A 24076-nucleotide genomic window follows, 5' to 3' on the forward strand; every position below is an offset into this window, starting at 1 on the left:
AAGTGCTCAAGCCGATTTTAGCGTCAGCCTCTCAGTCTTAACTTATTCTATTCATTGAAATATTTTATACGCGGATTGAGATAAGAACGCCTTTCACTTCATAATTAATTCATACATAAAGTGTTCTAAAAGGAAATAGAATGATGCTAAAGTGTTTCCGTCATCCACAGAAATGCCACCAGGCGACGACTTTTCCTAACGATTATTTGACTTAAATCTCTCATATCTCGCCTCTGATCCTCACCTCAAAACTCTAATTTCAGAGGGTTAATTTATTACAGAAGTGGAGTCATCTGCACCATGCCCAAGCAAAGAGTTGTCAAATCTCCGGGTGAAGAACATCTCGCTTTTATGTGCCGTTCCGCCTTTATTATTGGTTTAATCGTGATATGTGGTTGGTGTACGGTATTTCTTATTTTGCATGAATGGTCGATGGCCTCTTCAGATATCCTCCTGATTATTGCCGCAATTATCTGCTGGGGCGTAACGGAAAAGAGAAGTTTTTCGGCAGGTCTGATGCTTGCTCAGATAGTTCATATTGCCTACGCCATCTATTTCTGTTTATTTTTTGACATCCCTGAAATTGATGCACCAAGAACAACCCACCTTTATCTTCTGACGATAGCGCTGGTTGGCTATATCAATTACCAAAGGCAGAAGAGTCTGCTGCAATTGCTCATAATATTACTCTCGCTGGCGACGTTCAGCGTATTTAGTGCAGCCAATTTGGTCTTCCCTTTCGCAGAACCTATTCCGCATGAACTCAGAGCGGTTCTCCCCTGGATTAACGGCATATTGTCGACCGCTATCCTCTCTGGGGGCATCGTCGCCATGCATATAGATTTCTCGCGCAGAAGCGAAAAAATCCGATCTCTTCAGAATGCGATTTATAACGACGAATTCGTTATCTATTACCAGCCGCTGCTTAATTCGTTGGGTCATATTTCTGGGGCCGAAGCGCTGTTACGCTGGAATCATCCCAAAAAAGGGTTGGTTCCACCGTCGGAATTTATTCCCGATGCGCAGCAAGCCGGGCTGATGCCTTCGGTGGGTGAATGGGTGATCGTGAATGCATTTAAAGAATTAGCGGAATGGCGGTTGGATCCCAAAACCAGTCACCTGACGCTATCTATTAATGTCACCGTCGACCATTTGATGAAGCCAGACTTTGTTCAAAGCCTGCTGAACCAGGCCAAAATCGCGCAGATCACCCCCTCACTGGTGAAGATTGAACTCACCGAAAGCGTTTTTGCCTCTGATATTGAAACCGTGGTGGCAAAAATGACTGCGCTATCGAATGCAGGATTTAGATTCTCGCTGGATGATTTTGGTACCGGTTTTTCATCATTAAGTTACCTTCGCCGCCTGCCACTTGAGCAAATAAAAATCGACCGTAGTTTCGTGTTTGGCGCGAAAGAGAGCATGAAAGGCGCCGTTATCGCCAGGCATATTGCGCGAATGGGGCTCGATCTGAAACTTGAGGTGCTGGCAGAAGGGATTGAAACACCGGAACAATGGTCGTTGATGAAGAGTTTTGGCTGCACTGCATTTCAGGGCTTTTACTTCTCCCGCCCGTTAAGCATCGCGGATTTCAGGGAATTTACCCACAAAAAGGCCGCCCCGTAGGCGGCCTCTTGCGACACTTCCGTATGCAACCCTTCCTTATTTGTACAATTCTGCAGTCATATACACGTTGTTATTGGTGTTAGCACTGGTGATTTTGTACTGCTCGCCGTGTTGCTGTGCCTGTGCAGCGATTTTAGCTTCAGCGCCGTCCAGAGTCGATGAGGTAACGGAGACGCTCTGCGCGAAGCTACCAAATGAAATCAGGGAAAGAGCGGCTACAGCGGCAAGTGACAGTGTTTTGATGGTTTTCATGGTTGTAATCCTTAAGTTATTTGTTTTGGAGGTTTGTTTGCCTCCGATGAAACAATCATAACCCAAGTTATTATTAGTGTAGTAACAATTAGTGCTGTTATTGTGATCTTGCTATCTATTATTAACATCCTAATCACGCACGTGGAGGCTTCAGGCTTGGGCCTGATGTAGATTATTCTCCAGAGTCTCTCTATGATGAGAAGGTTTCCCACATGCTTGTTGGGACTTATCAACCAGTTAGGGACTTCGGCGGGATGACAACTTTACATGACCTTGATTTGCGACAGCTGGAAGCCTTTGCCAATGTCATCTCATCTGGCAGCGTGACGGCGGCAGCGAAAGCGCTGGATCGTTCACAATCTTCGGTTTCCCGGCTGATCCAGGAGCTGGAGCAGTCGCTGGGTTATCCCCTCTTTATCCGTAACGGCCCGCGCATTCACCCCACGGAAGAAGCGCTTCAACTGCATCAGTACGTGCAAAAAGCGCTGCTGTCGCTGCAACAAATCCGCCTGCGCGCCAATGAAATTGGCCATCAGCAGCATCGACCACTCAGTATTGCGGCCACGCCCGCACTCGCCGCAGGTTTGTTACCTCAGGCGCTGGCATTGCTGGGCCTGCAAAACAAAGTGCAGATTGTCAGCCAGTCCGCTGAACAAACCGCGCATGCCGTGATCACCGCCGAAGCGGATCTGGGTCTGTGTAGCCTGCCGCTGGAACATCATGCGGTGGATTTGCACTGGATTGGGCAATCCCGATGCGTGGTCGCGCTGCCAGAAAGCGATCCGCTGGCATCAGAAGAGTTAATTGCCATTGGTCGTTTAGCTGGCAGGCGTTTAATTGTGCCGTGGAGCCCGCTGCGCCTGCGAGGACGTTTCGAAAAGGCGCTGAAAAAGCTGAAGATCCCGCCTCATGAAACCATCGAGACCAACTCCTCCGCCAATATTCTCGCCTGCGTGCGTGCCGGTCTTGGCGTCGCCATTCTGGAGCCGGTCACCGCCTGGGGAATGCCGCTGGAAGGCGTCGCTATTCGCACGCTGGAAGAAGAGATCCCCTACTTTTTTGGGGTGATCACCCCGCAGGGTCGGCAACTCTCAGCGGCAGCTCAGTCGCTGGTTGAAGCGCTGGAGACCGCAGCCGCCAACCTGCTTCCCGCCTTCCAGCGGCTGCCGGCCACCGAACATCAGCGGGTTATGAAGCTGATAAATCAGGACTGATTTTCCAACACCCTCCTTTTCTGAACGCCCCGCCACTCATCTCAACACGCCTTTTCACTGCCGCCGCCTGCGGCATATGCTTTTTTCAGCATAAGATATAAGAATTTCATTGGTTAACAAGTAATCACCCTGCTTGACTCCCATCCGGGGGAAGTGGATTATGCGAAAACTGATTTATTACCATGCGCCAGACAGATAATGAATGCTAAATCATGCGCCAGGCAGATAATAAAATTATCTCTCCACGGGCATAAATTTGCTGGATTTCATCTTCGCCAGGCCTTTACCGCAGCACTTGTGACAGACTGAATTCACCACAAGTCGGGGAAATTTATAATGACAACGCCTGCACCTTCGCCACTGCCAATCGGCCTTTCCGGGTTGGAAGCCCAGCTTCAGCAAGATCTGGAGTTTCTGGAGCTGCCCGCAAAACCCTGGGTTCCTCAGCATCAGTATCAGGGCGAAGCCGTACGCGATGTTGTGGTCATTGGCGCGGGCATGTGCGGACTGGCCGCCACGGCCAGGCTGGTGCTGAGCGGCATCAATAATGTCATCGCTTATGATGCGGCCCCGCAGGGTTTAGAAGGACCGTGGATTACCTTCGCCCGCATGGAAACCTTGCGATCGCCGAAAACGCTGCACGGCCCGGCGCTGGGTCTGCCTCAGCTGACCTTCCGCGCCTGGTTTACCGCGCAGTGGGGCCAGCAGGCCTGGCAAGAGTTGGACAAGATCCCAAAAAGCCAGTGGATGGAATATCTGGTCTGGTATCGCCGCGTGCTCAATCTTCCGGTACAGAACAACGTGCGCATGACCGGCGTCTCGCAGGTTGGCGAATTTATCGCGCTCGATGTTGAAGGCGCGGAAAAGGGCCGTGTGCTGACCCGTCGACTGGTTCTGGCCACGGGACGGTCTGGATTGGGCGGTTTCGCCGTGCCGGACTTCCTCAACGGTATCGATCGCGCTTACTGGGCGCACTCGGCGGACGACATTGATTTTGCCGCGCTGCAAGGCAAACGAGTGGCGGTAATCGGCGCGGGCGCGTCCTCGATGGATAACGCCGCCACCGCACTTGAAGCGGGTGCCGGTTCGGTAGAAATGCTGATCCGCCGCAAAGAGATGCCACGCATCAATAAAATGACCGGGATTGGCAGCCAGGGCGTGGTGCACGGCATGCATCAGTTGCCGGATGCCTGGAAGTGGAAGTTTGTCGACTACACCGCTTCCACCCAGACGCCACCACCGCGCTCTTCAACGCTGCGCGTGTCGCGCCATCCCAATGCCCGCTTCCTACTGGACTGCGGCATCGTCGCGGTAAAACAGCAGGCGGACGGGCTGCTGATTGAAACCACTCAGGGTCCTCGCCAGGCTGATTTTCTGATCGCGGCCACCGGCTTTTCCAATGACTTTAACGGCCGCCCGGAATTTTCCGCGCTGGCCTCGCATATCCGCAACTGGGCCGACGGACGCTATCAGCCCGAGATGGGACCCGCCAGGCAGAATATGCTGGAAGCTCCGGATCTTGGCCCATCCTTTGAGTTCCGCGAGCGTGTGCCGGGTGCCTGCCCGATGCTGGCACATATCCACTGCTTTAATGATGCGGCGATGCTGACGCACGGCAAGGTCTCCGGTGATATTCCGGCAGTCAGTGCCGGTGCCGATCGTCTGGTTCGCGGCATCACCGCCTCGCTGTTTGCAGAGGATGTCGACGCCCACTTTGCCAGCATGGTGGCTTACGACATCCCGGAACTGCAGGGTGACGAATGGGTTGATTCAACCCCCTTGCTACATCAGGAGAACACGTTGTGATCGACGCAATAGATAAGGCTGCCGGACTTTCACCGGACGACGCGCTGTTTAAGGCCCGTCGCTTTCGGGCAGAATTTGTGGAGGGCGCAGAGCTTTGCCGCCTGTCTGTTTTACAGCCAGAGGACAATCAGGGACTGGCGCCGGCCTTGCGCCTGGCCCTTGCTCACCGCATGGCCGCGCTGAATGCCGCAGAAGAATTGATGGCGGACTATGAAGTACAGCTGGCCGCGCTTTCCCCTTCAGAACAGTTGCTGAAGCTGGCGAATGGCGAAGTCGATCTGGATGAGCCGCTGGCGACGATTGTTCGCCATGCCGATCTGGTCACCATGACCCCGAGCGTGGCCGCTGCCAGCGATATGACCCGTCTGCAGCAGGCCGGGCTGAACAATGCGCAAATCGTTGCGCTGTCCGAGCTGATCGCTTTTGTTAACTTCCAAACGCGCGTTGCCGCTGGCCTGCGCCTGATGAGGTCCGCATGATCCCCCTGGTCAGCCTGAAGCCTCTGGCCTGGCATCCTTACATCGCGCCCGTCGACGTGGAAGACGCCACGCCGGCACAGCGTGATGCGATGAAGGTGACGCCGTCCAACAAAAAGATTTCCGAGTACGTGCGCACGCTGGCGCACGATCCGGAAAGCTACGTTGCCCGCACCGTTTTGTTCAACGCCATTATGTACGTCGAGGGCGGGCTTAACCGTCCGGATCGGGAACTGGGGGCATTAGGGGCGTCGATCGTTAACGGCTGCAAGTATTGCGCCGTGGTTCACGCCCGCCGTCATGCCCAACTGACCAAAAGCGATAAGCTGGTCAGCGCGATCTATTTTGATAAACCTGAAATGCTTGGCCCGCGCGATGCCGCAATTTATCGCTTTGCCCGCCGGTTATCGGCTGCGCCTGCCGAAGCGACGGTGGACGACATCGCCTCATTGCGCTCTGTGGGTCTGGATGACGTCGAAATTATCGATCTTATCCACGCTATTTCGATTTTTGGCTGGGCAAATCGCCTGATGCACGTGCTTGGCCATGCCACGCCCGGGAAATAAAGAGGACTACCAACATGCTTGAACTCCACGATCTTAAGCTGTCTTACGGCAGTTCTCCGATCCTGAAAGGCGTCAATCTCTCGGTCAAACGCGGCGATGTGGTGTCGATTATCGGCCCAAGCGGCACCGGTAAGACCACCCTGCTGCGCTGCATAAACTATCTGGCGAAGCCCAATTCAGGGTTGATCACCTTCGACCAGGTCAAAATGGATTATCAGTCGCCCGATAAGCAGGCTATCCAGGCTATTCGCCTGCGGACGGCAATGGTCTTCCAGCAGTTCAACGTGTTTAAAAACATGACCGTGCTGCAAAACGTGATGGATCCTCTGGTGGTCGTACAGCGCAAATCGAAAGAAGAAGCGCGTGATATTGCAATGGAAGAGCTGAAGCGAGTGGGCCTTGACGCAAAACAGGATCACTACCCTTCCCAGCTTTCCGGTGGACAGCTGCAGCGAACCGGCATTGCCCGCGCGTTAGCGGTGAAACCGGATGTGATCCTGTTTGATGAGCCGACCTCGTCGCTGGATCCTGAACTGGTTAACGAAGTGCTGAAAGTGATTCAGGACGTCACCTCGTCAGGCATCACCTCGCTGCTGGTCACCCACGAAATGCAGTTTGCCAAAAATATCTCGAACCGAATCGTCTTTATGGACCAGGGCGTTGTCGCCGCTGAAGGCACGCCGACGGAAATTTTCGATAATCCGTCCCTTCCACGACTCGCCCAGTTCCTGAATTCTGAACACGCACTCTACTAATAAAAGGAATAAAGACATGCCTGCAATCAAGACTACCTTTCGTCGCCTGGCCGTTATCGGCGGCGTGACGCTCGCCATGGCCTCCGCTGGATTGAGCTTCACCGCGTCTGCTGACACCGCCGTGCGCACCATTAAAATCGCCACTGCTGCTGAATCCAAGCCGCTGTCCTGGGGCGCGATTGGCGTTGAGCCAGAAGGCTACGAGCCTGACGTATTAAAAGCGATCAATGCCAAACTGCCACAGTATAAGTTTGTGATGACCGGCGCGGCCGACATCGCGCAGGAAACCGGTCTGGCGACCGGGAAATACGACATGGCCACCGGCGGTTTCTATAAAGCGCCAGCCCGTAGCAAGCAGTTCCTGATCCCGGACAGCCCGATGGGTGCCAGCCTGATGAAAATTTACAGCCGCAAAGACAGCAATATCAACACCCTGAAAGATCTGGTCGGTAAGAACATCGTACCGGTGACCGCAGGCGGCGGCGTCTACAAGCTGGTCACGCAGTGGCAGCAGGAAAATCCAAACGACAAAGTGAACATCAAAGCGTCAAGCGCCGGTGTGCCCTATCCGGATCGCCTGAAGGAAGTGCAGAACGGCAAGTACGATGCGCTGATCCTGCCTTCCAACCTCGGTGAGCAGACGGTTATCGATAACCAGAAGCTGGCTATCCAGGCAAGCGAACCGATTTCCATCAACAATACCTATGTGTTGATCCACCGCTCGGCGGAAAATCAGGCGCTGAACGATGACATCAACAACGCGCTGAAAGCGCTGAAGGCCGACGGCACGCTGGATAAGCTTTCACAGAAATGGTTTGGCGAAGACGTCGTCAAATACATGAAGTAAGGCTGTTCTCATTTTGTCGCCGACGGGCAAAGCTGCACCCAGGAGTGTTTCAACGTGAATCTTTCTACCATGATCCCCGAGCTGCTCTCGGCTTTGCCGCTGACGTTAGCGATTATGTTTGTCGCGCTGATCGCCGGATTCTTTCTGGCGATAGTGGCCACCACCTTGCGCGTGCGCAGGTTACCGGTGCTCAGCCAGCTGGCCGATCTCTATGTTTCCTACGCGCGCAGTGTGCCGGTGGTGCTGCAACTGTTCGTCGCCTTTTATGGTCTGCCGCTGGTCGTCAGCGGGTTTGGCCTGGCGGATTTTATCACCGCCAATATCGCCTCGATGGTCGGGCTCAGCCTGTATCACGGTGGCTATCTGTCTGAAGTGATGCGCCCGGCCTACCTTGCGGTAGAGCGGGGTCAGCATGATGCGGCGGACAGCATGGGTTACACCTTCCGCCAGAAGCTGACGCGCATCATTGGGCCACAGGCGGTACATATTGCTCTGCCGGGTTACGGTAACTCGATCATTTACCTGATCCACAACGTGGCGCTGGTGATGTACATCGGTGCGGCAGATGTGATGGCGACGGCGCACCTGATTATGGAGCGGGATTATAACCAGTATCAGTTCGGCACCTATCTGGTGTTGGCGGTGATCTACTCCCTGCTGTGCCTGGCGGCCTGGCTTATCGTGCGTTTCTTCGAGATGCGTCATGCCAAGTACACATCGAAAAGCGCCGCAGCCAAGATAAAGTTCACGGCAAGCGTGTGAAGGAATAAGGACTCAGAATATGTTTGATCTTGATGTGCTGCTGCCGGACTTCTGGAGCATTATGGATGCCGTGCCGGTCACGCTGGCGATGGCGGTGACCATCTTTATTATCTCGACGCTGCTCGGTGGCTTGCTGGCCTTCATCGAACACAAAAAGATCCCGGTGCTGCGTCAACTGGTGGTGGTGTACAAAATCACCTTCAAAGGCATCCCGATGGTAGTGGTGATCTTCCTCGCCTATTACGGTTTGCCGCTGGCACTGCAATCGATGAGTTCACTGCTTGGGGTAGAAATCAACGCGCATGCCATGCCGAACTGGGCGATCATTATCATTGCCCTGACCGCATGTGTCGCCGCGTTCCAGGCCGAAGTGGTGAAAGGTGCGCTCAACTCCTTTGACAGTGGTCAGTCCGATGCCGCGCATTCACTGGGTTACAGCAATGGCCAACTGTTCCGTCGGGTGTTGTTTCCGCAAATTATCGTTGCCGCCATCCCGGATTTGGCGAACTCGTTTATGGTGATCATGAAGGCGCTTTCTCTGGCCTTCGCGATTGAAGTGGTCGATATCTTTGCCCAGGCTCAGCTGACCGCCGCCCTGAACTTCTACTATCTTGAGGCGTTCCTGATTGCCGTGGTGTTCTATATGGTGATTGCCTATGTCGTGACGAAGGTCGCTGATAAGATTGAAGCTGCTCTGCGGGTTCGCACCTGAGAAACAGATTAAGCGGTCTTCTTCACCCCTGAAACCAGCCTGCGGGCTGGTTTTTTTACATGTAATTCACAAGCAAAATTGCCCTGGTATGGCGTAGTATAAAAAGTAAAAACGCTGTAATTCACGCCCCGGCATTATGTCAGGCTAAAGTTACCTGCTTGCTGGGTACGTAGTGGGACGGCATCATTTGCATACTGGCGGCTGCCGCATCAACACCCATCGCCAGTCGTTTACGGGTTCTTTTTCTGCTATCTCCGGTTGTTTAACTTCCCCAGGCATTTCGGCATACGTCCTGCGCGCGGGTCTGTTTAAGTCCACCTCCTGCACTTTGATTTGTAAGCGTAATCTCCCGGTGTCATCACCCCGCGATTTTCTGCTCTGACATTCAATCATCTCCTTGTGCCGCAAAATGTAGGAGATCTGAAAGGTCGCCCGCCGTTCGGTAATCGCAAAAGCGTCGGAGATTTGTTGTCGGTCTATCCAGCTGTTCTGATGCCGGCACCACAACGCGATCAACAGATAGAGAGGTTTATCCGCATACTCCTCCAGAAGTTCTGGGACTTGTGCACTGTCATGGTTGCTTTGCGCCACGACTTTACGCAGCGGAGACTTAGTACTTCTGTCTTTTACGTCCACATCCTGTTCCTCCTTTCCCTGATGAAAAAAATCCCCGCCTCAAAATAAGCTAAGGCAGGGACGATGATTTAAAAATTACCAGCTGTAGTTCACACCGACAGTGGTCTGCCATGGTCGTTCAGAATCATGGCCCTTGGTGTAGTCATAGGCGACGTAACCCCCAAAGTTGTCGGTTACTTTCATTTCGGCACCCAGGCCAAGCTGAATGGCTGCGCCATCAATACTGTTGTTCAGCGTGGCGTTATTCACCCGAGTTTTGTTGTTGTCAGCAAACTCGTTGATGCCAGCCAGATGCAGGTAAGGCTTCAGGTGACCGGCGCCCATCTCGAAGGTGTAGCCAACATCTGCTCCCAGTTCACCCTGCAGGGATTTATAATCATTCCCGTTGACGACCATGCCGTTGGTCAGGGTGTAGTGGGCACCGTAGAACGCGCGTCCGGTGGCTTTCACGTAAGGTTCAACAAACAGTCCGTTGTCTTCCCAGGTGTAACCCACCTTCATGCCGAGGCCGTAACCGTTGCCGGAGAACTCCGCATGCGCTTTGCGACCGTCCAGCATCCGCACCGAGGCACTGTTGCTGAAGTGATCGAACTGGCCCTGGGTATCAACAATCAGGCCATTCTCAAAGCGACGGGACAGGTAGAACTGCGCACCGTAGCTATCCAGGTCGCCCGTGCTGTTCATTACGCTGAGGTTAGAACGCGCGGAGCTGAAGGCTAAACCGGCCAGCCAGCTGCCGTTTTTCTCAATGTCGAAACGGTTATCCACACCCAGCATCACGCCGTTGGTCTTCAGGTCATAGTCAGCACCTGCAGATACACGCTGTTCGTTTTTACCGCCGAAGTAAGAAATCCACACGCCGCCGTCATCGTTAGAATTACGCGAAGCGTTCAGATGTTTAGCCAGTGCATTCGACTCTAAGGTTGCTACGTTGACCTGAGCCGCCGGGATGCTCAGTGCGGTGGCGGCAGGGTTGGAGAGTTTGCCGCTGCGTTTGAAGTAGACGTTACGCTCGCCCGGTAAGGTGTCGTCATACTCATCGGACGCGATGTACTGGTATACACCCAGCTCAGTTTTACCGGTGAAGGTCGCATCGCTGTTAGCGTCTTTGTAGTTTACAAAGCTGTGGCCAACTTCTGCGTTGTGTTGAGCATCGTCCAGATAGTCGTTGTAAACGTAAGGTTCAATGCCGGAGCTGGCGATATGCAGCAGATAATTACCCGCAGCGCTGCCTTTTACCTGCAGAGAACCCCATTCATATTCGCCGCCCAGGTCCAGCAGCGGAGCGACAATACTGTCACCAATAATAATCTGCGAGCCAAGGTAGTTGCCGTTAACGTCTTTATCCTGCGTCAGGTTGTTATGCACCACCACGCGTGCGGTGCTGAGGTCCTGGGAGCGATTTTTACCGCCCAGGGTCGACGTTTGGCTGTTCAGGTTCACCAGATTCAGCGTTGAGGCAGTCAGGTTCAGGTCATGCAGATTGCTGACCGCGACTTCCGTTCCCTGGCCATTAGAACGCGCAGCGGCATTCCATACCGAGCCGTTTTTCACGGTCAAATCCGGGTTCCACGTCAGCACCCGCTCAGCGCTCTGGTGAGCATAATCGACAGGATTGAAGAGCGTGGTGGTGCCGGTGACCTTACCGTTTAACATGCTCTGGTCCAGATTAACGGTCACGGGTGTCCAGGCACTGTTGGCATTGGCCAACACGGTTTGATTCGTACTGCTGACCACGTTGTTATAAATTGACTGCGCGGTGGCATGCACGGTTGGCGCAATGTTGGACTGTGAGTTGGCATCAGTCACATCCACCAGCTGCACGCTTCGGAATTGCGATCCAGCTCGATGGTTTTGCTGACGGTCAGCGGGATCTGATGGCCCTGCGAATCAACGACGTAAGTGCCATCCGCATTTTTCTGGTATTCGATATTTCCGCTGGCGTCACGCTGATACAGGGTGACCGCCTGGGTTTTAACATAGCGATTATCCGCCGACCCCATGCGCAGTCCCTGCACCACGTTGGTTGGTCGTGAATAGCCCTGTTCCGTTAAGGAATTGGCCAGACGCTGCCCGAGAACAGAACGCTGATAACCTCTTTCAATCAGATAGTTAGCGTCAAAATCCAGCACGCCCGAAGCACTGTTCAGATAATCCGGATAGCCGCTGCTGCGAACCAGCGCATCAAAGCCTGGCGTATGGATATTGATCTTCTGCCACGCCGTACCGGCGGTCACATCTTTGCTACAGGTTAAATCAGAGCCACCAATAAAGACCGAACCGCCACCGACATACTGTCCATTACCATCTTTACTCAGCGCGCTAACATCCGGCACAGCAATCGCTGCTGCATTAGCCGTCAGCGCGGTAGCGCCAAGGCTAAATAAAACGGATAATGCGACAGCGCTCAGACTGAAACTGCATTTTTTCATTACTGAAATTCCTTTTAACATATAAAGACGCACAAAGGGTTATCAAAATAAACCCTGCATCCCTTCAGCAGTTAAACAATTAAGGCACGCAGTACACAACTTATTAACTCCGAAAAAACATCCATGACATATGGCCTGTTAGGGGTAAATCTTGATTTAACCTTTCGTTATTTACGTGACGTTATTACAGCCAGCAGTATATATCGTGGCGAGTATGTGAATTGCAGATAAAAGCTGTAAAACAAATATTTTTTATCGTAATGATCTATAACTCTTGTTATTACAAAAACCTAAATCTTTGTATTTGATGAATTAAATGATTTAATGTCACTAAAATTAAATAATCACTCTAAATAACAAATAATGACTTTAACTTTCCCCTGAGCTGATTAACCCTCATAATGCAAGACTATTCTTAACAGTTAAACCGGCATAGACATGGCGATTCATCGGCATAACCGATCGGTGCCACTAAGAATATTCTCAAGCAAAGAAATGACCGCAATAATATTTTTCCTTATAAGCACAAAATAGCTTTTAAAAATAAACATACGCATCCCTTCCGCTGGCGAGATAAAATTAAAAAAAGACGACTTAACACTAAAAAAATTAAATAGCGAATGCTTCAGATAATAATTAACTCTGAATCCTCATCTGGTTAATCTGACTTCAGAACAGGATGAATCACCTGTCCTGACTGACACAGCATCTGACCGTCTAAACAAAGCCACCAGTTACGCTTTCCATTAGTGTGAAGGTCAGATTAAACAGGCTGTGACCTGCGGCCATGACTGTGACGGGAAATACCACGCTGATTGCGGCGTCTGCCGCATTTGAAAGTCTGGGTGACGGGAAGAAAATGTCGTGGGGAAAACCGGGGGCGAGTGTCGCCCCCGTTCTGATTAGCCTTTCGGGAAAATCCACACGTGCGCGGCTGGCAGTGACAGATGACAGTGCGCCGGGTCGCGCAGTTCTGTGCCGTAGGCGCGGATCACAAAGTCATCGCCCGCCGTGCGGAACAGGTATTCCCAGCGGTCGCCCAGGTACATGCTGGTCAGCAATGGCAAGGCCAGCGCATTCTCCTCCGGACCGTCGGTCAGGCGTACCCGCTCGACGCGAATGACCGCGGTGGCATCCTGTCCGACGGTCACCCCTTCGGCTGCCCGTCCCCATAATGCCCAGTCCACGCCCTGAATCCGCGCTTTGCCCTCGCTGACCTCCGTCACCTTGCCGTGCAGGCGATTGTTGCTGCCCATAAACTCGGCGGTGAACAGCGTGGCAGGCGAACCGTACATCTCCTGCGGCGTGCCCTGCTGCACAATCACACCGTTGTTCAGCAACAGAATGCGGTCGGAAATGGCCATCGCTTCGTTCTGATCGTGGGTGACCATCAATGCCGACAGCCCCAGCTTGACGATCAGCTCACGCAGAAACACCCTCGCCTCTTCACGCAGCTTGGCATCCAGGTTGGACAGCGGTTCATCCAGCAAAATCACCGGCGGGTTGTAGACCAGCGCACGACCAATCGCCACGCGCTGCTGCTGTCCGCCCGACAGCTGGTGCGGATGCCGCTGGCCAAGATGACCGAGGCCCAGCTGTTCCAGCACCGACTGCACGCGCTGCTTAATCTCCGCCGAGGCGACCTTACGCAGCTTCAGCGGGTAGGCGACGTTCTCAAACACCGTCTTGTGTGGCCATAAGGCATAAGACTGGAACACCAGCCCAAGATTGCGTTCTTCCGCCGGGATCTCACTGCGCGGATTGCCGGCATAAACGGTTTTGTCGCCAATAACAATGTTGCCCTGCGTGGGTTTCTCCAGCCCGGCGACCGCGCGCAGCAGCGTGGTTTTGCCGCTGCCGGAAGGGCCCAGTAGCGACACCACCTCGCCCTTTTTCAGCTGCATAGAGACGCCTTTCAGCACCGGATTGTCGCCATAGGTCAGATGCAGATTTTCTACGGATAGCTCAATCATGTAATTTCACTCCAAAGCGCAGGGCGACACCAAGGCCAATCACCACCAGCAGGATATTGATAAAGGAGAGCGCCGCGACGATATCGATCGCGCCCGCCGCCCACAGCGACACCAGCATCGAGCCAATGGTTTCGGTGCCTGGCGAGAGCAGATAGACGCCGGTGGAATATTCGCGCTCGAAAATCAGGAACATCAGCAGCCAGGAGCCGATCAGCCCGTAGCGTGCCAGCGGGATGGTGACGTGGCGGGTGATCTGCGCGCGGGACGCACCGGTGCTGCGCGCGGCTTCTTCCAGCTCCGGCCCGACCTGCAACAGCGTCGATGAGATCAGCCGCAGGCCATACGCCATCCACACCACGGTATAGGCCAGCCAGACGCTGAAGATGGTGCTGCGCAATGACCTCAGCCAGACGATAAAGTGTTCACGCAGCCATTCCGCCATCGGCAACGCCGAAAGCCAGCCATGCTTCAGCGACTGATCCAACCACATCGGCAGGAACAGGAACACCCACAGAAACGCCAGACCGGCCAGCAGGCCCGGCACCGCGCGCGGCACCAGTACGCTGTAGTCGAGAAAGCGCGTGACGTTATCCGGCTTACGGTGCATGGCAATGCCGATAAACAGGTAGCAGGCCACCGCCAGCGCGCCGCCGAACACGCCGATTGCCATCGAGTTGACGATGGCGCGCAGCAGGTTCGGCTGCTGCCAGATGGTGCGGAAGGTACCGATCGACAGCTCATCCCAGATCGACACGCCGACGCCCCAGTTGGAGATAAATGCGCGCAGCACCACGCCCAGCAGCGGCACGCCAATGGTGATGGTCAGCCATGCCGCCACCACCGCACCGGCCACCCAGCGCCATTTGCCCAGCGGCAGCGCGCGGGCCTGCGACGCCTTGCCCTTCAGCGTCACAAAGCGGTTCGCGGTGCGCATCAGCCGCCGTTGCAGCATCACCAGTGGAATGGTAATGCAGATCAGCACCACCGCCACCGCCGCCATCAGATGGTACGACGGCGTGCCCAGCTTGTTGGTCAGCTGATAAAGATAGGTCGCCAGCACCATATTGCCTTCCGGATCGCCCAGCACCAGCATCAGGCCAAACACCTCCAGCCCGAGGAAGAACAGCAGCACGCTGGCGTAGAGGATCGAAGGTCGCACCATCGGCAAGCTGACCGCGGTCATCACCTGCAACGGCGAAGCACCGGCAATGCGCGCCGCTTCTTCCACGTCCGAACCGACGCTTCTCAGCGCCGAGGAGATATACAGATAGGCATGCGGCACGTGGGTCAGCCCGGCGATCACCACGATGCTCGGCATTGAGTAGATATTCCACGGCACAAAGCCAATCAGCTTTTCTGCCCACAGCGAGAAGAAGCCGACCGGCCCGGCCGCCACCACATAGCCGAATCCCAGTACCATCGGCGAGACGAATATTGGCACCAGGATCAGCGGTTCAATCAGCCGCCGGCCGGGCAGATCGGTTCGCACCATCAGAAAGGCGAGGATGCCGCCTAACGGAATGGCAATAATCACCAGGCCGAATGCCAGAATAAAGCCGGATTTCAGCGCCTTATAAAAATCGGGATCGGTAAAGATAAACCCGAAGGATTCGAGGCTGAACACTTTCGAAGGGGAAAAGAACGGGGCCGAGAGGAAGCTTTGAACCACAATAAACAGCAGCGGCACATAGATAACCAGCGCGGTTATCAGTACCACGATGCTGCGCGGCAGGCCCTGCCACTTTCTGCGCAATGCTATCATCAGTCATCCCTTGGTTGGTCGGCTAAGACTGGCCGGACGGGGAAACGCAGGCGCGCCAGCACAGCGCGCGCCCGGACAGGAGCTTATTTCGCCGCGGCTTCGCGCCACTGTTTGATGTACTCAAGGCGTTTTTTCGGCTGCAGGTATTCCAGCAGCGATTCATCCACCGGGATCGGCTTCAGCGCGTTGCCCAGTCGTTTGGTCATGCCGTCGATATCGTTGGTGCCTTCAATATCGTTACGCAGTGAGGGAATGTCGGCCTGGCTGGCCAGAATGGTTTGTCCTTTTTCCGACAGCACATAATCCAGCCAGAGTTTGGCGGCGTTGGCGTTCGCCGCTTCCTTGCTGATAAAGGAGACGCGGGAAAGCACCAGCGTGTAATCTTTCGGATAGGAAATGCCTAACGACGGATCCCCTTTGGCACGCGCTTCGGCGTAGGAGCCAAGGATGTTAAAGCCAATCAGGTTTTCGCCAGACGAGACCCTTTCCATCATGGTGCCGGTGGATGACTGCACCGCCATCCCGCCTTTCGCCACGTCGGCCAGGGTTTTGAAATAGTTCGCATCGGCCTTGCTGTCCTGCACGGAAAGCATAAAACCGAGGCCCGATTTTTCGATGTCGTAGGTGGTGACTTTCTTATTAAATTTGTCGGTCTGGCTGGCGATCAGTTTCGCCAGTGCCACATGGGAATCCGGCACGTCGCCCTGCGGGATCAGCCGTTTGTTATAGATAAACACCACCGGTTCGTAGGTGGTGCCATAGGCTTTTTGCTGCCAGACCGCCCATTTGGGGATCTTGCTGATTTCCGGCGAGGCATATTCCGCCGCATAGTCGGTGGCCAGCTTCAGGCCGGTATCCATCGAGGAGCTCCAGACCACGTCCCCGCTGGTGCCGCCGGACGCCTGCTCGCTGATATAGCGGTTATAGAGCTCGGTGCTGTTCATATCGTTGTATTCGACTTTGATGCCGGGATAGGTGGCCTCAAACCCTTTGATCAGCGGGGCGGCCGCCTTGGTATCGGTGGTGGAATAGATCACCACTTTGCCCTCTTTGACCCCGGCCTCGACCAGCTTCTGGTAATCCGCCGGATAGCCCTGTGGCAGATCGGCGAACACCGGAGAAGCACAGGCTGCTGCCAGGGAAACCATCATCGCACTCAACTTTACGGACATAAATTTAACCTCATGGTTACATTTGGAAAACCTTATCCCAACATATAGCCCTTGCGCGGCGAGGTGCAATCAACATGGCGGCTTATCTTTCGGTTTTGTGAGGTTCGGGGCGGTTTTACGACCTAAAGGCGGGGAAGTCAGCCCTGCACTGCGGAGGCAGGCAGGGCGAAAGCAGAGGGATCAGTGCTGGCGTAAATCGCTGAGGAAACGCTTCGCGCGCTCGTGTTGCGGATTGCTGAAGAAGCGCTCCGGGTTGGCTTTCTCCAGAATTTTGCCCTGATCCATAAACCAGATGGTGTCGGCCACTTCACGGGCAAAGTTCATCTCGTGGGTCACGCACATCATGGTCATGCCCTCCTGCGCCAGGCCGCGCATCACGTTCAGCACTTCGCCGACCATTTCGGGATCCAGCGCGGAGGTCGGCTCATCGAACAGCATCACCGGCGGCTTCATCGCCAGCGCGCGGGCAATCGCCACCCGCTGCTGTTGACCACCGGAGAGCTGCGCCGGATAGGCATTGGCCTTATGCGACAGCCCGACCCTTTCCAGCAGTTCGCCGGCGTGGCGTTTGGCTTCAGACCGCTTAACGCCCAGCACTTTCATTGGCGACATCATGATGTTCTCCAGCACCGAAACGTGCGGGAACAGATTGAAGTTCTGAAAGACAAAACCAATCCGCGTGCGCAGCTGATTCAGCCGGGTGCTGGTGCCGTGAATATCGGTGCCGTCAAACAGGATCTGGCCCTGCTCAATCGGCTCCAGGCGGTTTACCGTGCGGATCAGCGTCGATTTGCCGGAGCCGGACGGGCCGCACACCACCACCACTTCGCCGCTTTGAATTTCTGCACTCAGATCGGTCAGGGCCTGATACTCGCCGTACCACTTGTTGACCTGATTGAACAATATCATGGGTCTCATTTGCCTTCCTTTATCAGTCAGTCTTGGTCAGAAGCAGGACCTGCGCGGTCTGCACGGCATCGGGCGTCACATTGCGGCGTTTGCGTGCAATGCGCTCTTCCAGTTTGTTGGCCAGCCAGGTCAGGCTGAAGCAGATCAGGTAATAGCTGATGGCCACAATCGCAAACACCTGGAAAGGTTTGGTCAGCAGCTGGTTATTCACCTGGTTGGCCGCATAGGTCAGCTCCGGCACGTTAATCACGTAACCCAGCGTGCTGTCTTTGATAATCGACACCAGCTGGCTGACCAGGCTGGGCAGCGCGTTGTACAGCGCCTGCGGCAAAATCACCACCCGCAGGGTTTTCAGGTAGCTCATCCCCAGCGCGCGGGAGGCTTCATACTGGCCGCCCGGCAACGCCTGAATGCCGCCACGCACGATTTCAGCGATATAGGCACTCTCGTAAATCACCAGCGTACACAGCATGGTGGCAAAGCCGCTGATGTTATGGCCAATCAGCAACGGCACGCAGAAGTAGGTCCAGAACACCACCATCAACAGCGGGATGCCGCGCAGCACGTACACCCAGCAGGCGGCGGGCCAGCTAAACCAGCGCCACGGAGAAATCCGCGCCAGGCCCAGCAACACGCCAATCGGGAAAGCCAGCAGCACCGCCAGTACCGAGATCAATAAGGTGCAGAGAACGCCGCCGAGCGGGCCGTTGGGATACTGGCCCATCAGCAGCAGCATGCCGTTATCGTGCAGAATGGTGAAGAAATCAGACATCGGATTACCTCGCGTAAGCCCGCTGGAAGCGACGGGCCAGTAACGCCCCCGCGGCCATCAACAGCAGTGAGAAGAACAGATAGCCCACGGAGGCCACCAGGTAGGCTTCGAAGGTCCGGAAGGTCTGGTTCTCGATATCACGGGTGACGTAGGTCAGTTCGGCCACGCCAATCACCATCGCCAGGCTGGTATTTTTAAACAGCAGCACGGTGTGGTTAAGCAGCGACGGCAGCGCATTGCGGATCGCCTGCGGCAGGATCACCGAACGCATTGAGCGCACGTAACTCATGCCCAGCGCGCGTGAGGCTTCGTTTTGCCCGTCAGGAATGGCGCGCAGGCCGCTGCGAATATCCTCGGAGAAATAGGCCGCCTGGCACAGGCCCAGCGCGCACATTGAGAACAGGAATTCGGCGTTGAAATCATTGACCCACATCTGCACCGACTCCGGCAGCAGCGTCGGGATGGCGAAATACCACATCATCAGCTGGATCAGCGTCGGCACGTTGCGGTGATAGGAGACATACGCCGAGACCAGAAAGACCGCCAGGCGTTTATTGGTTAAGCGGATCACCACCAGCAGCAACGCCAGGGCCATTGCCAGCAGCCACGACCCCAGCGCCAGCTTGAGGGTGACCAGCGTGCCGTCGACGATCATCTGCCCAAACTGGCCGGTCAGAACGGCACTGAAATCAAGTGTCATCGTCTGTTCACCCCTCGTGAAAGCTGTTATTCAGCGCGGTCGCCGGGACGCATGGTGGAAAGTCCACCCGGCACCTGCAGCGTTGGCGTAATTTCAATGTTGCCGATATTGACGGCGACCGGAGCCGACAGCGCAAAGGCAACGCAGTCGGCAATGTCCTTCGCCTGCGGCAGTTCGAAACCGTCGATAAAGCGGCGGCGCGCTTCTTCCTGATCGCCCATCACGTTGCCGAAGATCTCGGTGGCGACGCGGCCAGGGCAGATTTCGGTGACGCGCACGCGCTTGCCGTAGCAATCAACCCGCAGCTGACGCGACAGGGCATGCACGCCCGCTTTGGTGGCGTGGTAAATCGAGTTGCCGTTAAAGTTATAGATGGCAGCAATCGAGGTAATGTTGATCACATGGCCACGGTCACGCTTCATCATGCCCGGCACCAGCAGACGGCACAGGTGCAGCACCGCACGCAGGTTGACGTCCACCTGGGTATCAATGCCCTCTTCGTCGGCATCCAGAATCGATCCCGGACGGGACACGCCGGCGTTATTGACCAGGATATCCACTTCCAGCTCGTTACACAGACGGGTGATGCCGTCTAAATCGGCCACGTCTAACGCGTGGGGAATACAGCCGGTGCGGGCCGCCAGCGCCGTCAGCTGCTCTGCGCGGCGGGCCACGGCATGGACGATAATCCCTTCCTGGCACAGACGTTCCACAATGGCTTCACCCATTCCGGCGGAAGCGCCGGTCACCAGCGCGATCTTATAATCTGAAAATGGCATCTCGCCTCTCCTGTCGTTCCCGGCCAACCATTTCGCCGGGTTTAGCAATAAATCTGACTGTATCCAGTAATCCCCAACCGGCATAAGACATAAACGGTGTGAGGCAATAAGGGGGACTTATAACGCCGGGTTCTCCGCGCTGGGCTGACGTAATTGCCGGGAAGGCGACAGCAGCGGGATGGCTAACTCGGCCAGCAGTTCCCGCAGCGTGTGCACCATGGCGATGGATTCCGGCGTGTCGCCATGAACCAGAATCGAACTGGCATTCACCGGCAGCGTGACGCCATCAATGCTTTGCACCGTGCCGTCCAGCAGCAGCTGACGCACGCGGCTGCGCACCTGGTCTTTATCGTGGATCACCGCACCAGGCTTGCTGCGGCTGACCAGCAGGCCATCGCTTTCGTAAGCGCGATCGGCGAGAAAGGTACAGACCACCGGCAGCGCTAGCGCCTGCGCCATGCGATCGACCGCATTGCCCGGCATGGTGCTGATGATCATATTGGCATCGAAGGTTTTCACCGCCTGCAGCAGCGTTCGCGCCAGCGCCTCGTCTTCGGAAACCATGTTGCCGAGCGCGCCGTGAAAGCTCATATGCGTCAGCGGATAGCGCGCCGCTGCGGCAAAGGCCGCCAGCGCCCCGAGCTGATAGGTGACGTAATGGGCCATCACTTCCGGCTCAATCTGCATCCGGCGGCGGCCAAAGCCCAGCAGGTCCGGGAAGCCAACGTGCGCGCCCAAATCCACCCCGTGTTGTTTCGCCAGCGCCACCGTGCGCGCCATGATCGCCGCGTCGCCGGCATGAAAACCGCAGGCCACATTGGCGGAGGTGATTAACGGCATCAGCGTGGCATCATCGGCAATCTGGTAATCGCCGTAGCCTTCACCGATGTCGGCATTTAAATCGAGATATTTCATGCGGCCTCCTCAGCGGGAAGCAGCGTGAAGATTGGCTCGCCGTACTCCACGCATTCGCCCTGAGCAATCGCCACCGACGCCACCACGCCCTTTACCGGGCTGCGCAGCGGCAGATAAACCGGCCCGACCTTCAGCAATCCCAGCAGCGCGTCTTTTTCCGCCAGCGCGCCGGGCGTGATATAAGGCCGATCGGCTAAAGGATGCTGCAACAGCACCACGCCAGGCATCGGCGCGCACAGGGATTCGTTTTTTTGTGGCGTGGCCGCAGGCGCAGGCACCGCCGCAGAAGGCTGGGGCACAGGCCGCGGTGACGTTTTCAGCCGCAGGCGATAATGGCCGTCGGTGAGTTCAATGCTGCTGAGGCCAGACGCCCGCATCTTGTGGGCGATCTGACGGATATCGCGGAGTGCTAGTGTTCTGTTTTCCATTTCCATCCCGCCGGGAAGACTGACTAAACCGTGGGATCACTGTAGCGTGGCCATCCCGGCGCCTGGTAAGAGCGTTTCGCTTTACGGTGATAAGGCAGACTTATTACCCCACCAGCGTCAGCGGACGGTTGTCCACCGTGCGGTTCGCCATCAGCGACAGCAGAATGCCTTTCACCGCTTCCGCCGGCTGCGACAGCGGCAGGTGATCGGACATGCAGAACGACAGCGAGACCTGAATATCCGGCTGTTCAATCTTCGCCATCCACGCATCGGAGGCTTTTAACATCGCCCGCGCCGCCGATTCCGGCATCACCGTGCAGCCGAGGCCCGCCGCCAGCGCGGCATTCAGCGTGGTCTGCGACTCGATTTCACACTTCACGCGGTAGGCCAGCCCCTGATGAATAAAGGCCTCATCGATCACCTTGCGCATGATGTTATAAATGCGCGGCAGGAACAGTTCGGCGTTAGCGACGTCCGCAAGGCTGACGGTTTTCGCCGGTTTTGCCAGGCTGTGCGGGCAGACAAAATAGAGGTCTTCCTTAATCAGCGGCATAAAGCGCAGCCCGTGAATTTCGCGGTTGCCGTAGATCACCGCCATATCCATCCGGCCATTCATGATCAGCTCGCTGAGGGTAGTGCCGAAATTTTCATTGAAGTAGAGAATGATGCCGGGGAACTGGCGATGCACCTCTTCCATCAGCGGTAACGCCAGCTGCTGCGCTGCGGTGCCCGGCGCCAGGCCCACCGACACGCTGCCGGAGAGCGCCAGGCCGGAACCGTCGATGGCGCTTTGTGCCTGCTCGCACTGCCGCAGAATGGTTTGCGCGTGGACATACAGCGTTTTGCCGGCCTCGGTAGGCGTCACGCCGCGCTTGGTGCGGATCAACAGCTGCTGATTAACTTCCCCTTCCAGCGTCGCCAGCTGCTGGCTCAGCGCAGGTTGAGCAATATGCAGAATGTCAGCCGCCTGGGTCAGGCTGCCGACATCGACAATTTTAATAAAGTACTTCAGCCGACGGAGATTCATCACCGCGTCCTCAAAATGCGAAACAAAGTCTGATATAAGCAAAATTGATGCCAGGCACGGGCTGAATGCACAAATTGTGCGGTTTATCCGACCGTTACCGCCTGAAGCGTCGCGTTGGTGTTCCGGCCACCGTGCCGATTTTCGGCCCTGCAGGCCGTTACGCACCATACCAGTGCATAAGGCTGCCGCGCGGCGGGCTATTATTGTTTTGTGTTATGTCACCACAACAAAGCGCTATTGGCCTGGCTGCGCCATTCATTATTACCCTGCTTGAGTCCGCCCCCTTTTCAGCCAGATGGCCAGGCCACACGCATGGCGATCGTTCTGGCCCTACTATTGGAACCCAAGCGCCATGCCTGATATTGCCGACCGTTTAAAGAACGTCTCCGTCTCTGCGTCCGTCGCCATGACCCAGAAAGCCCGCGATCTGGCGGCCGGAGGCGTGCATGTTGTGGCGCTGTCGACCGGCGAGCCTGATTTCCCGACGCCGCTGCACGCCATCGAAGCCGCCTATGCCGCCGCGCTGGGTGGCGATACCCGCTATCCGCCGACCGACGGCACGCCCGCGCTGCGCACCGCCATCCAGAAAAAATTCCAGCGGGATAATCACCTGCACTATGCCCTGAGCCAGATCCTCACCGCCGGTGGCGCCAAGCAGATCATCTTTAACGCCATGCTGGCCACCATCAATCCCGGCGACGAAGTGATCATCCCGTCGCCGTCGTGGATCAGCTACGCCGATATCGTTAAGTTCGCGGGCGGCACGCCGGTGCCGGTGGCCTGTCCGCAGGAGAACGGCTTTAAGCCCTATCCGGCCGATCTGGACGCGGCGATCACCGACAAAACCAAATGGCTGCTGCTCAATTACCCCAGCAACCCGACCGGTTCCGTCGCCACGCGCCAGGAGTTACAGGCAATCGGCGAGGTGATGCTGCGCTATCCGCAGATCTGGATCATGACCGATGATATCTATGAACATCTGATCTACGACGACGTGACCTTCTGTACGCTCGCCGAAGTGGTGCCTGCGCTGTTTGACCGGGTGCTGACGGTGAATGGCGTCTCGAAAGCCTACTCGATGACCGGCTGGCGGCTGGGATTCTGCGGCGGCCCGCAGGCGCTGATTAACGCCATGAGCAACGTCAATACCCAGAACAGCGGCGGCGTCACCACCCTGACCCAGGCGGCGGCGGTGGCGGTGCTGGAAGGCCCGCAGGATCTGCTGAAAGAGCGGGCGGCAATCTACCGCCAGCGCCGTGATTACGTGCTGGAGCGTCTGACCGCCATTGACGGATTACGCTGCCATAAGCCGCAGGGCGCGTTCTATCTGTTCGTCAATATCGCCGCGTTTATCGGCAAAACCACCGCCGGCGGCCGCACCATCAGCAACGATGCCGACTTTGTGCTGGCGTTGATCGAGGAGCAGCATGTGGTCACCGTTCAGGGTGCCGCCTACGGTATGAGCCCCTATTTCCGCCTCTCATATGCCACCAGCATGGACGTGCTGCAGGATGGCTGCGACCGGCTGGCCGCCTTCTGCGAAGGCATGCGTTAA

Annotated in this window: 24 protein-coding genes; 10 read left to right on the forward strand and 14 right to left on the reverse strand. The window is 55.9% G+C overall.

The annotated features are described in order from the left end of the window. Positions 1-300: 300 nt before the first annotated feature. The gene (locus EBC_RS20330; protein ID WP_041692120.1) at positions 301-1626 is read left to right on the forward strand and encodes a putative bifunctional diguanylate cyclase/phosphodiesterase; all 1326 of its coding nucleotides are present in this window, start codon (positions 301-303) and stop codon (positions 1624-1626) included. Between the two features lie 36 nt (positions 1627-1662). On the opposite strand, the gene EBC_RS20335 is transcribed toward EBC_RS20330, so the two are convergent. After that, entirely contained in the window at positions 1663-1878 is a 216-nt protein-coding gene (locus EBC_RS20335) for a YdgH/BhsA/McbA-like domain containing protein (protein ID WP_013203740.1), read from the reverse strand. A gap of 254 nt (positions 1879-2132) precedes the next feature. Here EBC_RS20335 and EBC_RS20340 point away from each other — a divergent pair, with 254 nt between their 5' ends. The 8 genes from EBC_RS20340 (at position 2133) to EBC_RS20375 (ending at position 9016) form a co-directional block, all read left to right on the forward strand. Then, complete coding sequence (locus EBC_RS20340) at positions 2133-3092, forward strand: LysR family transcriptional regulator (RefSeq protein ID WP_013203741.1); 960 nt, start codon at positions 2133-2135, stop codon at positions 3090-3092. A gap of 336 nt (positions 3093-3428) precedes the next feature. Further along, complete coding sequence (locus EBC_RS20345) at positions 3429-4898, forward strand: NAD(P)-binding domain-containing protein (protein WP_013203742.1); 1470 nt, start codon at positions 3429-3431, stop codon at positions 4896-4898. Then, complete coding sequence (locus EBC_RS20350; protein WP_013203743.1) at positions 4895-5377, forward strand: CMD domain-containing protein; 483 nt, start codon at positions 4895-4897, stop codon at positions 5375-5377. Before EBC_RS20345 ends, EBC_RS20350 begins: the two co-directional genes overlap by 4 nt. Further along, positions 5374-5940: a peroxidase-related enzyme gene (locus EBC_RS20355; RefSeq protein ID WP_013203744.1), complete on the forward strand. Its 567-nt coding sequence runs from the start codon at positions 5374-5376 to the stop codon at positions 5938-5940. Before EBC_RS20350 ends, EBC_RS20355 begins: the two co-directional genes overlap by 4 nt. A 14-nt stretch (positions 5941-5954) precedes the next feature. After that, positions 5955-6695, forward strand: coding sequence for an amino acid ABC transporter ATP-binding protein (locus EBC_RS20360; protein WP_013203745.1), 741 nt, complete (start codon positions 5955-5957; stop codon positions 6693-6695). Positions 6696-6711: 16 nt separating this feature from the next. Beyond that, positions 6712-7542 carry a transporter substrate-binding domain-containing protein gene (locus tag EBC_RS20365; RefSeq protein ID WP_013203746.1) on the forward strand — a complete coding sequence of 277 codons (831 nt, stop codon included), beginning with the start codon at positions 6712-6714 and terminating at the stop codon, positions 7540-7542. A 69-nt stretch (positions 7543-7611) separates the two neighbouring features. Continuing rightward, positions 7612-8304 (forward strand): amino acid ABC transporter permease, encoded by a 693-nt coding sequence (locus EBC_RS20370; RefSeq protein ID WP_197535592.1) that lies wholly within the window; start codon positions 7612-7614, stop codon positions 8302-8304. 19 nt (positions 8305-8323) lie between these two features. Next, positions 8324-9016, forward strand: coding sequence for an amino acid ABC transporter permease (locus EBC_RS20375; RefSeq protein WP_013203748.1), 693 nt, complete (start codon positions 8324-8326; stop codon positions 9014-9016). Between the two features lie 183 nt (positions 9017-9199). Here the strand turns inward: EBC_RS20375 and EBC_RS24735 are convergent, their stop codons facing one another. The 13 genes from EBC_RS24735 to nac form a co-directional block, all read right to left on the reverse strand. After that, positions 9200-9652 carry a CaiF/GrlA family transcriptional regulator gene (locus tag EBC_RS24735; protein ID WP_049789629.1) on the reverse strand — a complete coding sequence of 151 codons (453 nt, stop codon included), beginning with the start codon at positions 9650-9652 and terminating at the stop codon, positions 9200-9202. 75 nt (positions 9653-9727) lie between these two features. Next, on the reverse strand, positions 9728-11461 hold the full coding sequence (locus EBC_RS24740; protein WP_157868035.1) for an autotransporter outer membrane beta-barrel domain-containing protein: 1734 nt from the start codon (positions 11459-11461) through the stop codon (positions 9728-9730). Beyond that, complete coding sequence (locus tag EBC_RS20390) at positions 11458-12084, reverse strand: hypothetical protein (protein WP_013203750.1); 627 nt, start codon at positions 12082-12084, stop codon at positions 11458-11460. The genes EBC_RS24740 and EBC_RS20390 overlap by 4 nt, the downstream gene beginning before the upstream one ends. Before the next feature lie 902 nt (positions 12085-12986). Then, complete coding sequence (locus EBC_RS20395) at positions 12987-14057, reverse strand: ABC transporter ATP-binding protein (protein ID WP_013203751.1); 1071 nt, start codon at positions 14055-14057, stop codon at positions 12987-12989. Next, a complete protein-coding gene (locus EBC_RS20400) occupies positions 14050-15819 on the reverse strand; it encodes an ABC transporter permease (RefSeq protein WP_013203752.1) in 1770 nt (589 codons plus the stop codon). The genes EBC_RS20395 and EBC_RS20400 overlap by 8 nt, the downstream gene beginning before the upstream one ends. An 83-nt stretch (positions 15820-15902) precedes the next feature. Next, positions 15903-16991, reverse strand: a complete 1089-nt coding sequence (locus EBC_RS20405) for an ABC transporter substrate-binding protein (RefSeq protein WP_013203753.1) — start codon at positions 16989-16991, stop codon at positions 15903-15905. A gap of 180 nt (positions 16992-17171) precedes the next feature. Further along, on the reverse strand, positions 17172-17909 hold the full coding sequence (locus tag EBC_RS20410; RefSeq protein WP_013203754.1) for an amino acid ABC transporter ATP-binding protein: 738 nt from the start codon (positions 17907-17909) through the stop codon (positions 17172-17174). Between the two features lie 13 nt (positions 17910-17922). Beyond that, positions 17923-18672 (reverse strand): amino acid ABC transporter permease, encoded by a 750-nt coding sequence (locus EBC_RS20415; protein ID WP_013203755.1) that lies wholly within the window; start codon positions 18670-18672, stop codon positions 17923-17925. Positions 18673-18676: 4 nt separating this feature from the next. Then, positions 18677-19372 carry an amino acid ABC transporter permease gene (locus tag EBC_RS20420; protein ID WP_013203756.1) on the reverse strand — a complete coding sequence of 232 codons (696 nt, stop codon included), beginning with the start codon at positions 19370-19372 and terminating at the stop codon, positions 18677-18679. Positions 19373-19398: 26 nt separating this feature from the next. Further along, the gene (locus tag EBC_RS20425) at positions 19399-20151 is read right to left on the reverse strand and encodes an SDR family oxidoreductase (protein WP_013203757.1); all 753 of its coding nucleotides are present in this window, start codon (positions 20149-20151) and stop codon (positions 19399-19401) included. A gap of 117 nt (positions 20152-20268) precedes the next feature. Continuing rightward, positions 20269-21066, reverse strand: coding sequence for a LamB/YcsF family protein (locus EBC_RS20430; protein WP_013203758.1), 798 nt, complete (start codon positions 21064-21066; stop codon positions 20269-20271). After that, positions 21063-21494 carry an acetyl-CoA carboxylase biotin carboxyl carrier protein gene (locus EBC_RS20435; RefSeq protein ID WP_041692121.1) on the reverse strand — a complete coding sequence of 144 codons (432 nt, stop codon included), beginning with the start codon at positions 21492-21494 and terminating at the stop codon, positions 21063-21065. The genes EBC_RS20430 and EBC_RS20435 overlap by 4 nt, the downstream gene beginning before the upstream one ends. 103 nt (positions 21495-21597) lie before the next feature. Next, entirely contained in the window at positions 21598-22521 is a 924-nt protein-coding gene (gene nac / locus EBC_RS20440; protein WP_013203760.1) for a nitrogen assimilation transcriptional regulator NAC, read from the reverse strand. Between the two features lie 352 nt (positions 22522-22873). On the opposite strand from nac, the gene EBC_RS20445 reads away from it, so the two are divergent. Continuing rightward, the gene (locus tag EBC_RS20445) at positions 22874-24076 is read left to right on the forward strand and encodes a pyridoxal phosphate-dependent aminotransferase (protein WP_013203761.1); all 1203 of its coding nucleotides are present in this window, start codon (positions 22874-22876) and stop codon (positions 24074-24076) included.

Origin of the sequence: Erwinia billingiae Eb661 (assembly GCF_000196615.1) — a bacterium.
In the GTDB taxonomy this organism is placed as follows: Bacteria; Pseudomonadota; Gammaproteobacteria; order Enterobacterales; family Enterobacteriaceae; genus Erwinia; species Erwinia billingiae.